This window comes from Peribacillus sp. SIMBA_075 (assembly GCF_046534585.1).
Genome location: NZ_JAWRYN010000032.1, coordinates 23,188 through 38,019, shown reverse-complemented (window position 1 = coordinate 38,019; position 14,832 = coordinate 23,188). Strand labels below are relative to the sequence as shown.

At 38.3% G+C, this 14,832-nt stretch carries 13 protein-coding genes and 1 pseudogene; 12 read left to right on the top strand and 2 right to left on the bottom strand.

Going from position 1 to position 14,832, the window contains the following annotated elements:
- Nucleotides 1-310: 310 nt before the first annotated feature.
- The 3 genes from SB775_RS19580 to SB775_RS19570 all read left to right on the top strand — a co-directional run bounded on the left by SB775_RS19580 (nt 311) and on the right by SB775_RS19570 (nt 4,012).
- Nucleotides 311-1,540, top strand: coding sequence for a sensor histidine kinase (locus tag SB775_RS19580; protein ID WP_410862866.1), 1,230 nt, complete (start codon nt 311-313; stop codon nt 1,538-1,540).
- Nucleotides 1,537-2,172: a response regulator gene (locus SB775_RS19575; protein ID WP_410862864.1), complete on the top strand. Its 636-nt coding sequence runs from the start codon at nt 1,537-1,539 to the stop codon at nt 2,170-2,172. The genes SB775_RS19580 and SB775_RS19575 overlap by 4 nt, the downstream gene beginning before the upstream one ends.
- A 508-nt stretch (nt 2,173-2,680) precedes the next feature.
- Nucleotides 2,681-4,012 carry a peptide MFS transporter gene (locus tag SB775_RS19570; RefSeq protein WP_410862863.1) on the top strand — a complete coding sequence of 444 codons (1,332 nt, stop codon included), beginning with the start codon at nt 2,681-2,683 and terminating at the stop codon, nt 4,010-4,012.
- Here the strand turns inward: SB775_RS19570 and SB775_RS19565 are convergent.
- Nucleotides 3,916-4,251 (bottom strand): tyrosine-type recombinase/integrase, encoded by a 336-nt coding sequence (locus SB775_RS19565; RefSeq protein WP_410862883.1) that lies wholly within the window; start codon nt 4,249-4,251, stop codon nt 3,916-3,918. The two genes, SB775_RS19570 and SB775_RS19565, sit on opposite strands and share 97 nt — an antisense overlap.
- 358 nt (nt 4,252-4,609) lie before the next feature.
- Between SB775_RS19565 and SB775_RS19560 the strand changes: the two genes are divergently transcribed.
- Both SB775_RS19560 and SB775_RS19555 read left to right on the top strand, forming a co-directional pair.
- Nucleotides 4,610-5,047 (top strand): VOC family protein, encoded by a 438-nt coding sequence (locus SB775_RS19560; protein ID WP_061461207.1) that lies wholly within the window; start codon nt 4,610-4,612, stop codon nt 5,045-5,047.
- A gap of 633 nt (nt 5,048-5,680) precedes the next feature.
- A complete protein-coding gene (locus tag SB775_RS19555; RefSeq protein ID WP_286141072.1) occupies nt 5,681-5,809 on the top strand; it encodes a hypothetical protein in 129 nt (42 codons plus the stop codon).
- Between the two features lie 47 nt (nt 5,810-5,856).
- Here the strand turns inward: SB775_RS19555 and SB775_RS19550 are convergent, their stop codons facing one another.
- Entirely contained in the window at nt 5,857-5,988 is a 132-nt protein-coding gene (locus SB775_RS19550; protein ID WP_286141071.1) for a hypothetical protein, read from the bottom strand.
- 235 nt (nt 5,989-6,223) lie between these two features.
- Here SB775_RS19550 and SB775_RS34700 point away from each other — a divergent pair.
- The 7 genes and pseudogenes from SB775_RS34700 to SB775_RS19520 form a co-directional block, all read left to right on the top strand.
- A pseudogene (locus tag SB775_RS34700) lies at nt 6,224-6,390 on the top strand (IS6 family transposase); the annotation flags it as partial.
- Nucleotides 6,391-6,591: 201 nt separating this feature from the next.
- Nucleotides 6,592-7,323, top strand: a complete 732-nt coding sequence (locus tag SB775_RS19545) for a GntR family transcriptional regulator (protein WP_089364305.1) — start codon at nt 6,592-6,594, stop codon at nt 7,321-7,323.
- The gene (gene gntK / locus SB775_RS19540; RefSeq protein WP_410862861.1) at nt 7,316-8,860 is read left to right on the top strand and encodes a gluconokinase; all 1,545 of its coding nucleotides are present in this window, start codon (nt 7,316-7,318) and stop codon (nt 8,858-8,860) included. Before SB775_RS19545 ends, gntK begins: the two co-directional genes overlap by 8 nt.
- Before the next feature lie 18 nt (nt 8,861-8,878).
- The gene (locus tag SB775_RS19535) at nt 8,879-10,225 is read left to right on the top strand and encodes a GntP family permease (RefSeq protein WP_089364303.1); all 1,347 of its coding nucleotides are present in this window, start codon (nt 8,879-8,881) and stop codon (nt 10,223-10,225) included.
- A gap of 79 nt (nt 10,226-10,304) precedes the next feature.
- The gene (gene gnd, locus SB775_RS19530) at nt 10,305-11,708 is read left to right on the top strand and encodes a decarboxylating NADP(+)-dependent phosphogluconate dehydrogenase (RefSeq protein ID WP_410862860.1); all 1,404 of its coding nucleotides are present in this window, start codon (nt 10,305-10,307) and stop codon (nt 11,706-11,708) included.
- 1,008 nt (nt 11,709-12,716) lie between these two features.
- A complete protein-coding gene (locus tag SB775_RS19525) occupies nt 12,717-13,424 on the top strand; it encodes an SH3 domain-containing protein (protein WP_289336696.1) in 708 nt (235 codons plus the stop codon).
- A 594-nt stretch (nt 13,425-14,018) separates the two neighbouring features.
- Nucleotides 14,019-14,270, top strand: coding sequence for a hypothetical protein (locus SB775_RS19520; RefSeq protein WP_410862859.1), 252 nt, complete (start codon nt 14,019-14,021; stop codon nt 14,268-14,270).
- Nucleotides 14,271-14,832: the final 562 nt, after the last annotated feature.

Below are 14,832 nucleotides of genomic sequence, written 5' to 3'. Positions count from 1 at the left end.
GGGTGTTTTTTATACAGCCAATCTGAAGCCCTTTTTATGTACAAAGATGTTCGAATCTTTGTGCCATAACCCATTTTTTGTAATTTTCATAATTACGATGAATTGCGTATAATGGAAGGGTATACATGAACTTAAAATAAATCCGATATGAAAGAATGGTCATCATTCTATTCTATAAGCAATTAAAGGTGAAATGATTATGATATCTAGTCTTATGAAGTCTTGGACAATATGGATGAAAATTGGTGTAATGTTATTCGGGGTATTCTTATTATCGTGGTTGGGCCCTGACGAAATTGGTCTTACTGATTTGCTTATTTCATTAAGAGAAGGTGAAGAAACGGGAAATAAGTTAATGCTTGCCGTTTTTTTGTTAGTGTCTTTAAATACAGTTTTAGCTTTGTTTCATTATATTGGTGCACTGCTGTTGGGAGACGAAATCGCTGCTCGTTTAAACCGTCCATGGTTAAAAATCATCATTCCTCTTATTGTTATTCCTCTCGACTATATCGTGATAAATGCTTATTATTCATTAACATACTCATTTAGCGCCTATGCGTTGTTATTGTTATTCGCAATCTTATTATTGCAAGCCTTTGAAAAGGATAGGCTAAAGCCAATTATTAAATCAATTATTTGTTCTCAATTAATCTTTGGGATTGAATGGCTGAATGAGATTCCTTCTTTATCCCAATATGGATTTGGCCAAGGGTCGCTTTCAATGGAATTAAAAGATATTGCAGTTCAAGTTGGATTTGAGCAATCTTTAACATTGTACAGTTTAACTTTGTGTTTAATTTTTGTTATTAATGCTGTTATTTTAGCTGTGTATTTTTCATTAGCTGAACAAAAGTGGCGGATAAAGCAAGAGCTTCATTATGCGCAATTAGAAGCGATGCAGTCAAGGTCAGGACGGGAAGCGCTCTATCTGGTCCATGATTTAAAAACGCCTCTCACAGCAATTGAGGGGCTAAATTCTTTAATTAGTTTGAAGGTGGACGATTCTAAAATTAAAGAGTATTGTCAAAAGATTTCAGCATCGATTCATTCCGTTAGCGACATGATTTCTGAGATTTTATATGATGATAAAAAACATTGGTGCCGTATAAAAGATTTAGTTGAATATGTCGAAGCAAGCAGACTGAGCGGGACAAATCTTAATCTGAAGGTAGACTTTCAAACAGATCCTGAAATTAAAATTTTCATTAATAAAATCCGAATGACAAGGGCATTAGTGAATTTAATTGACAATGCTTACGATGCAGTGAATGGAGTGGAAGATGGCAAGATTTTGCTTAAGGTGAAAAACTATGAAAATGAACTTTGGTTGGGCGTATCAGATAATGGGATAGGGATTTTACCTAAAGAGCAGGAGAAAATATGGAAAGCTGGGTTCAGTACGAAATCGCATCCAGGGATGGGATTAGCTTTCGTACGACAAGTTGCTAAAGGGCATGGTGCATCTTTAGAAATTGACAGCAAGCTTGGACACGGGACAACAATTTGGATTAAACTAGCCGAGAGGAGTGTGTCAAGATGAACATTTTAGTCATTGATGATGATGCATCAATTCAATATATGCTAAGTGAAATTTGTGAATTTGCCGGCTGGAATGTAGATACGGCTAACAACGGAAAAGAAGGGTTAAATGTGTTTGCAGAAAAAGGAGCAGATGTTGTTTTAGTTGATTATCATATGCCGGAAATGGACGGAATAAAAACGGTGGGTGAGCTCCGTACCCTTAATGCTGATGTTCCGATTCTTGTATTGACAGTCGATGAACGACAGGAAATTGCTGATCGCTTTCTTGAAGCAGGCGCAACGGATTTTGCCTTAAAGCCCGTAAAAGCGCCTGATTTGATTTCAAGAATTCAACTGCATGCCCGCCTTGCAAAATTAACTCAATCAGCTACGCAGCAAAAATTCAGTGAAGAAAAGGATGTATTTGTTACAAAGGGAATTAGTAAGAGAACACTTCGTCACATTAGTGATTTTTTACATTCTAATCGTGAACCTTTTTCTGTTGATACAATTTCTAAAGAAGTTGGTTTGGCTTATCCGACCGTCTATCGCTATATTATGCATTTACTTGATGAAGGAAAAGTGGAAATTATTGTGAGTTATCAAAAAATAGGAAGACCGAAAAATTTATATCAATGGATTGTTGACTAAGAAACTGCCTTAATACAAGGCAGTTTTTTTATTATGATGGGGGCCCCTGTTGCTGCACAGACCGCTAATCCAGCAAGACTTTTTTTCTTTTTTTTCTGTATTTTTATATTTTCTGATAATATAAAATTATTTTACAACACTAAATATTCTTGAAAGTTTACATACTTTCATTGAACCTCCTTTTTCAAGCAATAAGAATTTTTTCATTTAGAGAGATTGATTACACAGAGGGGTGACATTGTTAGTGGACTAAGAACGTTGACTCGGTACTGGTGTAACCTTAAATGTTATCAAAATAAACACGAAAATATAGTGTAAACACCGAACATTCTGGAAGTTTGCTATCTGATTCATTTTGCACCGGAGACAAGATCGGAAATGAAAACGCTTACTGAAGATGGGTTGGGTGACCTTCAGCGTTAGATCTAATAAAAAAATACAATTATATTGTGAATGTAAACGATTGGTGGATGGTTTAATATTCAACCATATTGAGGAGGACTTTATTATGCAAGCACTATTAAAAGAAGAAGTTCAGCAGCCAAACCCGTCCAGGAAAAAGCATCCTCTTGGATTGTATATGCTGTTCGCGACTGAGGCATGGGAGCGCTTCAGTTATTACGGAATGAGGGCAATCCTTGTTCTTTACTTAACGGCAACTGTTGTAAACGGCGGGCTTGGAGTCGACAAATCTACGGCTATGGGCATATACGGATTCTTTACTGGTGCCGTTTATATTACGCCAATGATTGGCGGATACTTAACTGACCGTTTCATAGGCAGAAGATTGGCGATTACGATTGGTGGCATTTTAATGGCGCTTGGTAACTTTTCGCTATTCGCAAGTCAGAGTTTGACGGCGCTTTACATTGGTCTTGGTTTATTGATTGTCGGTAATGGTTTCTTCAAGCCAAACATCTCGACAATTGTTGGTGATCTTTATGAAGACAACGATCCGCGTCGTGATGGAGCTTTCACCATCTTCTATATGGGTATTAACGTTGGGGCTTTCTTCGCACCATTAATAGTTGGACTTATGAGCTATAAATATGGGTTCCTGACAGCAGCAATTGGCATGATTGTAGGGCAGTTAGTTTTCAACTTATTAGGCAATCGTTATTTAGGCGATATCGGTAAAGAACCTACTGGTAAACCGGAAGTTACAGCTGGTCAAAAATCAGCTGCACCGTTAACGAAAAGAGAACAAAAACGTACAGCGGCAATCGTGATTTTGGCAGTCTTCGTTATTGCGTTCTGGGCCGCTTTCGAGCAGGCAGGAAGTTCATTGACATTGTACGCTAATGACCAAATTGATCGGACTGTATTTGGTTTTGAGGTTCCGACTGCTTGGTTCCAATCATTGAACCCATTATTCATCGTGATTTTAGCGCCAATCATGTCTGCTTTATGGTACAAGCTTGGCAGCTCAAAACGCGGTGACTTAAAAACTCCAACGAAGATGGCTCTTGGTTTGGTCACTGTTGGTTTAGGTTTCTTAGTACTGCTTCCTGCTGTTATGTATACAGGAAACGATACAGCGCTGAAAGTAAATATCCTGTTCATGATTGTAACGTATTTCCTTCATACATTAGCCGAATTAATGATTTCACCAGTTGGCTTATCAATGGTAAGCAAAATTGCTCCAATCAAGCTTGCCTCTCTTCTAATGGGAGTATGGCTGGCAAGTTCCGCGGTAGCTAATATGGTAGCCGGCCAATTAGCTGCATATACGCAGTCTTTAGGTTACCTGGAAATCTTCAGTGTAATTGGTTTTGTAACAATTGGTTTAGGTATTGTACTATTGCTTCTTTCGAAGCCAGTAGCAAAGCTGATGAAATAATGAGAAAAGGAGCTGACCCAAAAGGCATATAATGTGCCTTTTGGGTCGAGCTTTTTTGTATATGGCCGTGCTTTGTGGAATATCATTGGTGTATTTAAGTCTGAATGCCCTAATCTTTCTTGAATCTCATTTACGCCTGCCCCAGCTTCAATGAGAAGGGATGTGTGGGTATGTCTAAGCTGTGTGGAGTGATGTGCTTGTCTACATCCAAATGCTTCATTAAACGCTGTAAACGCAATACCACTTGCTTCATAACCCTTGGATGCCCGATGTTTTCAGCAAAAATGAAATCTTGATTCTCATATACTAACCGTTGTTTCATTTTCAATTCCATCTGCTCACGCTTGTGTCCTCTGCTTTAGAACATTATCTAAAAGTACACACTGTGATTTAAATTGAAACGCCGTATACGCGAACCGTACGTACGGTGTTGTGAGAGGGGCGAAAATAAACTTATTTTCTCCCTACTCGATTATGCAACTAAAGGGGCAGGTTTGTTGAAGAAGGATATTTTCTGTTTTAAGCGAATTAGAATTTCAAACAAACTTTACACGAATACAGGTATTGAAAATAACAGGAATATAGGAGGTATGAGATATGAAGATCAATAGAATAGATCATGTGAGTATAAACGTAAATGATCTTTCAGAGGCTAAAGCGTTTTTTCTTGATTTAGGACTTGAAGTACAAGCGGAATGGGAATTGGATGGAGAACAGTTGGACAGAATAGTTGGGCTTAATGATGTTAAAACGGCATGTGTAGGATTGGGGATGCCAGATGGTCAGGCATGGATAGAGCTAGTCAAATTTTATACGCCGTCAGATGAAAAAGATATTCAGCAACCTTTGGCAAATACGCTGGGTATCCGACATATTTGCTTTGCTGTTGAAGATATTGAAGCTATTGTTGCAAAATTGAAAAAGAAAGGCACGGAAATCTTTAGTGAGATACAGCAATATGAAGAAAGTTATAAGTTATGCTACGTTCGTGGTCCAGAGGGAATTATTTTAGAGTTGGCGGAGAAAATCAGATAAATATTGAATGGGACTTTAAATGATTTAGACCTCCAACTTTAAAGATTTCTTCTTAAACTATCGGGTGCTTTACTTGAAGAAGTCAAATAAAAAAGTCGGTTCCTTAACGTACAGGGAATTCGACTTTTTTATGTTTGAATTTGCTTAGCGTACAAAATTTCCGAAATGTTGGCGATACTCCTTTATACAACTAACGGGGCAGTTTAGTTGAAGAGTGCTGTCTGATCTTTATTCAACAATTGGGCCATATTCTGGAATAACGGGTAACCCCAAGACACCTGTAACTTTTACATTTAAACTTTAGCGGAAATAATAAAATTCTTTTTGGTTAAGCATTAGAGGACATTAGAATCTTTAATTCCTGGTGTTAATGTCCTCTATCCTTTATCCATCTCTACCATGCTTCCAGAACCACAAAATAAAAAATAGTCCTTGATAAGAGAAAGGCATCTTTCAAAAAAGTCCCGCAGAATGAAGTCTTGCGGGACTTTTTGAATACCAGTGGTTAGCGGTTATTATCAGAATAACTAGGATTGAATTTCTTCTCCGATCGATACGAAAAGCCTTTCTCTTCATTCAAAAGCACAATTCCATCTAAAAGAACTAGCCACCATTGCTCAATGCGAACACTGGATGGCCTCGAATGATAAAAACAGGGAGTTTTTAGAAGGGACATTAGGAGATGGTTGTTTACGGGAACTGCCTGATTTCGATATCGATGGTGAAGTAAAGAAAAACTTTGGCTATATTTCACCGCCTTAAAGGCGTTTCCAGTGTGTCTTGAGCCACTATATCTCTAAACTTGGATATTAAGAGTTAGATTTTTTATTACGCTTTTTTCTTTTTACCAAATAGACAATGAAAGAAATTAAAGCAACCATGAATATGAATATAGTAATTTGATATCCTACATCAAACCAATTCACATGTGTTTCATTCATGTTATTATGCCTCCTTTAGAAATTAACAGTGTATGTAACTGATTTACTATAACCCAGAGGTTGACGCCCAGTATGATGAAGGCGACATAGATATGTAATCATCGCTTAAATCCCTTAATATAGGGGTTTAACGAGGATTCAGAAATGAATGCTCACCTAACATGTGAATATCTTTAAAGTAGAAGGCCTCCCACAGTCTACTGACGGGAGGCCTTTTCTTATTTGTTGTCAGTGAAGACAAAATTCCATGTTGGGAATGAAATCGTTTCGAACAGCCACCTATATTTTGAGTGGTATCGAAGTAAGCGTATGGTTTAAAAAAAATCAATCTCATCAACAGGCAAAGTCTGCACAAAATGAGGTTGATTTGGGATTCATAAGTTGTTCAGAGTAGGTGCTTAATCCTAAAGTTAACAGGATATTACCATTCTATGTTTCTATTTCATTATTTTTGCACTAGAACCTTCCAAACTCCCCAATAAACTTTGACTTTTATTAACGAGAATCTAGTTAAATTCAAAAAAAAAAGCGCTTGCATTATTAATTTTTTTGATTATAATACTTGTATACAAGTGTACTTGAACTCTATTAGAAGGTGAATTTATGGTCGAATCAAAGGAATTTCTTTATCCTGTAAAATGGCTTTCAAAAGCTTCAGCTGGTGATCGTGTAACATCTGAACTTAGAATGCGTATTATTTCGGGTATGATTGAAAGCGGTACCATCCTATCCGAAAATAAATTAGCTGCTGATTTCGGTGTTAGCCGCTCACCCATTCGTGAAGCGTTAAAAATACTGGCATCTGAAAATATCATCCGATTAGAAAGAATGGGTGCGGTTGTCATTGGTTTAACAGAAAAAGAATATGCAGAAATTTATGATGTGCGTTTACTCATCGAGACGTTTGTATTTGAACGGCTAGTAAGAATGGACACGAATGAATTAGTAATGGAACTTAGTAAAATATTAGAAATGATGAAAATTTCCATAAAATACCGAGATGCTGATGAGTTTTCCAATCAGGATGTCATATTCCATGAAACAATTATTCGGTCCATCAATCATTCCTACATCCTGATGATCTGGGATAATTTAAAATCTGTGATGGAAAGTTTGATTCTTCTATCCATGCGGAGTCGTTTTAAAGAAAAGTATGAAGACTTTACACGGATCATAAATAATCATCAACTTTATATTGATGCGATCAAAACAAAAGATCGAGACCTTATGATTAAGTCGTTACATAAAAATTTTGATGATGTTCAAGAGAAAGTTGAAGACTTATGGATGTCCCAACAGATGCTTTCAAAAGGGGTCGAACAAGAAAATGACTAGCTATATGTTAGGTGTAGATATCGGTACAACAAGTACAAAAGCTGTTTTATTTACGAAAAAAGGCGATGTCATTCAGCAAGAGAATATTGGTTATCCTCTTTACACACCTGATATGACAACGGCGGAACAAGACCCTGAGGAGATTTTTCAGGCTGTTTTGAAAGCCTTTTCAAATATAACGAAACAGCATTCAGATAAAAAACTATCATTCATTTCATTTAGCAGTGCGATGCATAGTGTTATAGCTATGGATGAAAATGACCAGCCGCTAACCCCTTGTATCACTTGGGCAGATAATCGCAGTGAAGCTTGGGCCCATAAAATAAAAGATGAATTAGATGGGCATGAAGTTTATAAACGAACCGGAACACCTATACACCCGATGTCACCATTATCCAAGATCACCTGGATTGTAAATGAATGCCCAGAGATTGCAACCAAAGTTAAAAAGTACATCGGGATTAAAGAATATATCTTTAAAAAGTTCTTTGATCAATATGTTGTCGATTATTCCCTTGCGTCATCCATGGGCATGTTGAATCTCAAAAATTTGGATTGGGATGAGGAAGCCCTAAGAATTGCTGGAATAACGCGTGGTCAATTATCTGCGCTCGTACCAACAACAAAGATTTTTAACAACTGTGATCCGGATTTAGCCAAACAAATTGGGATTGACCCAGAAACCTCTTTCGTCATTGGGGCAAGTGATGGTGTTCTTTCAAATCTAGGCGTAAACGCAATCCGGAAAGGTGAAATCGCTGTCACGATTGGGACAAGCGGTGCGATTCGGACGATTATTGACGAGCCGAAAACAGACGAAAAAGGAAGAATCTTTTGCTATGCTTTAACGGAAAAGCATTGGGTGATTGGCGGGCCGGTAAACAATGGCGGGATGGTCCTCCGCTGGATTCGCGATGAATTTGCTTCATCCGAGGTAGAAACAGCTAAAAGACTCGGAATCGACGCTTATGAAGTTTTAACCAAGATTGCCGAACGTGTAAGACCAGGGGCTGATGGATTGTTATTCCATCCATATCTTGCAGGTGAACGTGCACCATTATGGAATCCGGACGTACGGGGTTCATTTTTCGGATTAACACTGTCGCATAAGAAAGAACATATGATTCGAGCGGCTCTAGAGGGAGTCATTTACAATTTATACACAGTATTTTTAGCCTTAACCGAATGCATGGACGGTCCCGTGACCCGAATCCAAGCTACGGGTGGCTTCGCTAGGTCGGCTGTTTGGCGGCAAATGATGTCCGATATCTTCGAATCGGAAGTCGTGGTTCCGGAAAGCTACGAAAGTTCCTGCCTGGGTGCTTGTATATTGGGGTTATATGCCACCGGGGAAATTGAGTCCTTCGAAGTAGTTTCAGAAATGATAGGCAATACCCACAAGCACACACCGATAGCTGATTCTGTAAAAGAATATAGGCAACTACTGCCGATTTTTATTAACCTATCAAGGGTATTGGAAAACGAATATACACAGGTTGCGAATTATCAAAGAAACTTAATAAATGCTGCAAAGTAAAGACATGGAGGAATTACGATGCCATTAGTTATTGTCGCTTTAGGAATTGTCGCTTTATTAATTTTAATAATGGGCTTAAAATTAAACACCTTTATTTCCTTAATCATTGTGTCGTTTGGAGTGGCTTTAGCACTTGGGATGCCACTTGATGGAATTGTCAAAACCATTGAAGCAGGATTAGGCGGAACACTTGGTCACTTAGCGTTAATCTTTGGACTTGGAGCGATGTTGGGTAAGTTAATCGCAGATTCAGGGGGCGCGCAGCGCATTGCCATGACCCTTGTTAAAAAATTCGGTGAAAAGAATATTCAATGGGCAGTCGTAGCAGCATCATTTATTATCGGTATCGCGTTATTTTTTGAAGTGGGATTAGTATTATTAATTCCAATCGTATTTGCGATTTCAAGAGAATTAAAAGTTTCGATATTATATCTTGGTATTCCAATGGTAGCGGCATTATCCGTGACTCACGGTTTCTTACCGCCGCACCCGGGACCAACCGTTATCGCTGGTGAATATGGTGCAGACATTGGTCAGGTTTTATTGTACGGCTTCATCATTGCGGTACCAACCGTTATTTTAGCTGGACCAGTATTTACAAAGATAGCTAAAAGATTAGTACCTGACTCATTTACGAAAACAGGCAGCATTGCCTCTTTAGGAGAACAAAAATCTTTTAAACTTGAAGACACACCTGGATTTGGAATCAGTGTATTTACCGCTTTACTTCCGGTTATATTAATGTCAATTGCTACGATTATCACTTTGATGCAAAAAACAATGGGATTTGAGGATAATGGTTTACTGGCAGCTATCCGTTTTATTGGCGAAGCCGGTACTTCCATGTTGCTTTCCTTATTATTTGCGGTCTATTCAATGGGATTAGCAAGAAAGATTCCAATGAAAGATATTATGGATTCTTGTACCTCAGCAATCTTGCATATCGGAATGATGCTCTTAATCATAGGGGGCGGGGGAGCCTTCAAGCAAGTATTGATCGATGGCGGTGTAGGTGACTATGTAGCTGAATTATTCAAAGGAACATCATTATCACCAATCCTGCTTGCCTGGATCATCGCGGCAATCCTGCGTATTTCCTTAGGATCTGCTACCGTTGCTGCCTTAACGACAGCTGGTTTAGTAATTCCGATGTTAGGTCAGACTGACGTTAACCTTGCTCTAGTTGTACTTGCTACAGGAGCGGGAAGTTTAATCGCTTCACACGTTAACGATGCTGGCTTCTGGATGTTTAAAGAGTATTTTGGTTTAAGCATGAAAGAAACATTTGCAACATGGACCTTGCTTGAGACGATTATTTCAGTAGCCGGATTAGGGTTTATTCTATTACTAAGCTTATTTGTATAGGCCTTTCCCGGCAGTAAATCCCCACTTATAGTAGGGATTTACTGCCTATTATTCTTACATAGAAGGAGCAGAAAATTAAATGTACAATTCAATTGGTGTCATTGGTTTAGGGGTAATGGGCAGTAATATCGCTTTAAATATGGCTAGTAAGGGGGAAAAAGTAGCTGTCTATAACTACACAAGAGATTTAACGGATCAACTTGTTGCTGAATTGGACAGTCAGTCGCTCCATCCGTATTACGAAATCCAGGACTTTGTTCAGTCACTGGAAACGCCAAGAAAGATTTTTCTAATGGTGACTGCGGGCAAGCCGATCGACTCGGTGATCAATTCATTGCTTCCTCATCTTGAATCAGGCGATATTATCATGGACGGCGGCAACTCCCATTACGAAGATACTGAACGCAGATATGATGAATTGAAATCTAAAGGAATCAGTTATTTGGGAATTGGTATTTCTGGTGGAGAAGTCGGGGCGTTAAAAGGACCTTCAATCATGCCGGGTGGAGATAAAGACGCCTATGAAAAAGTAGCTCCAATTCTGACAAAAATCGCAGCACAAGTAAATGATGACCCTTGCTGTACCTATATCGGTCCAAAAGGAGCAGGTCATTTTGTAAAAATGGTACATAACGGGATTGAGTATGCAGATATGCAATTAATCGCCGAAGCCTATACATTTTTAAGAGAAAAGCTGCATTTTGAAGTTAATGAAATTGCGGGCATCTTTGAAACATGGAATCAAGGCGAACTGAAAAGTTATTTAATCGAAATCACTGCTGAAATTTTAAGGAAAAAAGATGAAGTAACGGGCTTACCCTTGATCGATGTGATTCTTGATAAAGCAGGACAAAAGGGTACAGGCAAATGGACCAGCATGCAAGCTATTGATAACGGAATACCAGCATCGATTATTACAGAGTCTTTGTTTGCTCGTTACATTTCCGCTTTAAAAGAAGAACGGGTCAATGCAGAACATATTCTAACAGGCCCTGAGAACGATCAGCAAAAATTAGATAAAAATGAGTGGATTGACTATATTAGACAAGCATTATATATGGGAAAAGTTTGTGCATACGCGCAAGGTTTTACTCAATATAAAATGACTTCTGAACTTTACGGCTGGGATTTGCCTTTAAAGGATATTGCGCTGATTTTCCGCGGTGGCTGCATCATTCGTGCAGAATTTTTAAACGTCATTAGCGAAGCCTATCAAGAGCAGCCGAATCTGGCTAATTTATTAATCTCACCATATTTTGCCGAAAAGGTTACGGATTACCAGGTAGGATTGCGAAAGGTTGTCTGTGAGGGAATAAACTCCGGTATCTCGTTTCCATGTTTAAGCGCTTCACTCACTTATTACGATAGTTATCGAAAAGGCATCTCAAATGCTAACCTTTTGCAAGCACAACGTGATTATTTTGGTGCACATACCTATGAACGACGTGATTTAGCAGGAGTCTTTCACACAAACTGGCAGTGATAGAAAGTGACAAAAGAAACAGCCATCTCTCAATAAGCGTTCATGAATTTGAAATGAATAAATTTGATAAACTTGTGAAAAATCTGTCATTGATTGACAATGTTATGTTTCCTGCTCTTGTATCAAAAGATGCGGATAAAAATGCGGTATATCGGAATTGAAAAGCTTGCAGATAATACGATCACTCAAGGCTCTGGCGGCCATCTGCAGAGAGTCGCCATCTGTAGAGCATGCATAATGATATTAAGACAAGAGAGAAAGCATTATGAAATGGTTAGTAGAAAATGGATTCTAATTTTTAAATGGCATTCGCATAAAGTTCATACGGAAACTTTATTTGGTAAGTTCGAAAGGAAAAATGAAGAATGTTTGTAAGGAAAGACACGCTAACAATTTGTTAACGCAATCAAGCGGAAAACGATAACGTTAAAGATGTTACACCACTGATTAGCAAAAACCTTGCTATAACACATTTTTAGCACATATCGTTAAAAATATTACACACTCTCACCATACGGGCGGCATAATGTAATAATTGCTTAAATCCCTTGAAATATAGGGGTTTAACGAGGATTTAGAAATGGATGCTCACCTAACATGTAAATATTTTTAAAGTGAAGGTCTTCCATCAGTTTATTGAACTGCTGGGAGGCCTTTTCTTTCATGTAGTCAGTCGTATGAGCATAGAAGTTTATCGTTGTTTGAATATCTGTATGTCCTAATCGCTGTTGAATTTCTATCAACCCCACCCATGCTTGGCACGGGGCAAGGCGCCAAGACCAACCAGGTGTAACACCCACAATGGATAAAGATAGATAGGAGATAGCGGCTATGCAAGAGAAGGAAGGTAAGCGAATAGAGGATCTAATCGTATAGGGAAACAGAAGAAAGGAAAAGGAAATCTTATCGGTATCCCTAACAACTTCTGAATAGGCTAAACTTATCTAGACAGAAAATTTAAGGTCAGGTAGACTACAGATACAACTAGTTATAGAAAAGAGGTCCGATATGCGACGTGATATACAACCGAATGAACGAGCTTTCTCTTCCAAGGAAGTGGCAGAAGAAGTGGGGATTGCAACTCCCACTGTTCGAAAGTATGGTCAAATCTTAGAAAGAAATGGATATGAGTTTTTGAAAGATGGAGATCGACGTATCTTTGTTCAATCTGACATCGGGGTGCTTATAGCGCTACGCGATACGGACAAGCCCCTAGACGATACAGCTAAAGACCTTGTATTTCAACAAAAAGAAAGATTAGAAGGATCCAATGAAACAGAGATAGCGATACCCGATACATATGAAAATTTACCCCACGACCCCAATCAATTAAAAGAGGTCTTAATGTTTTTAGTCAATGAACTCGCAGCCACACGTGAAATGAATGTCCAACTGACAAGCGATATGTCAGAGCTTAAAACAAAGGTTTCCCGGCTCCAGCAAGATCATCATGTTATAAGTTCTAGTATTGGAAATTCAGCGCAAAGAACTAATACTAAAATTGAACAATTAACTGAACAACAAAATATCCATTACGAAACATTGCTGCAGCAAGAAAAACAAAAAAGTGAAATCTTACAAAAAGAAATACAAAATATGCGGGACGAACAGAAAAAAGACTGGAGTTCACAAAATGAATTTAATAAACGTTTAGAAGAAGCGATACAAAAACGTTCAGAAAAATGGTGGGGGCTTTTCTCCATATTCAGAAAATAAGGTGACTGTCATGTTTTTTTTGCCTAACTGATTAATGATTTGTGGAAGCAATTTATTGATGTAGAAACATTTGATAAATCTTTTTTTATATATAATGATGGATAAAAGCATAGTGACATATATGATTCGCATAGCTGAAACACAGAATTAAGAAAGAGTATTTCAACTTTACAGGATTTGGTGCCTACTATGTAATCGCTCGGCGATACCAATGTTTCGCAAGTTCTACCAGAGGCAAACATAGGCTCAATTGAAATTCATTGGAGATTTGTTTAAGCGATATGCATCTAAAACAAAATCACAATTTGAGGCAAGCAAAAAAACATGTTTGATAAAATGGAGTTGAGGCGGTTGAAAACTGCATTCAAAAAAAGAGTCATCCTTAATAGAGTTGCTCCAGACAGTGGGTGATCGGTTCTTTTTTTGTGTGTTTCGTATCGCTGGGCGATATAACTTGGTGTTCGATATCAAAAACATGATATACATCCGAATGAACGAGTATCTCTTCTAAGGTAGTGGAAGAAGAAATGGGGATGCAACACCCACTGTCAAAAGTATGGTCAGAACTTAATGAAACGGATATGAGTTTTTAAGATGGTGATTGCCTATCTTTATTCAATCCGACATCGAAGCGGTCATAGCGTTACGCGATACGGACATTCCCATAGAGGATACGGCCAGGACCTTGTGTACCTACAAAAAGATAGATTAGAAGAAACTAATGAAACAGAGATAACGATACCCGATACATATGATAATTTAACCCATAATCCCAAACGATTAAAAGAGATTTTAATTGTTTTAACCAATGAACTCGTAGCTACGCGTGAAATGAACATCCACTGACAAACGATATGTCTCAGCTTAAAACAACGGTTTCCAGCTCCAGAAAGATCCATGTCCTTAATAGTGTTCCTCAAGAAAGGGGCTGATCGGTTCTTTTGTGTGTTTCGTATCGCTGGGCGATATAACATACAAATAAATCCACAGAACCTTCATCTTAAGGGAGGTCCAATATACGATAGGATATTCATCCGAATGAATGAGCAGCCTTTTCCAAGGAAGTGGCATAAGAAATAGAGAGGCAAAATCCACTGAGCGAAATGGATAGGAGCTGTTAAGATGGCGATTGGCATATCTTCGTTCAATCCGACATCGAAGCGCTTATAGCGTTATGCGATACGGGTAGCCCTCTAAACGATAGAGCTAAAGACTCTTGGATCAAGAAATAGAAAGATTAGAAGGAACCAATGAAACAGAGATAGCGATACCCGATACATATGACAATATATTTGACCCATGTTCTCATTCAATTAAAAGGGATCTTAATGTTTTTAACCAATGAACTCACTCGCAGCTACGCGTGAAATGAACCTCTAACTGACAAACGATTTGTCACAGCATAAAT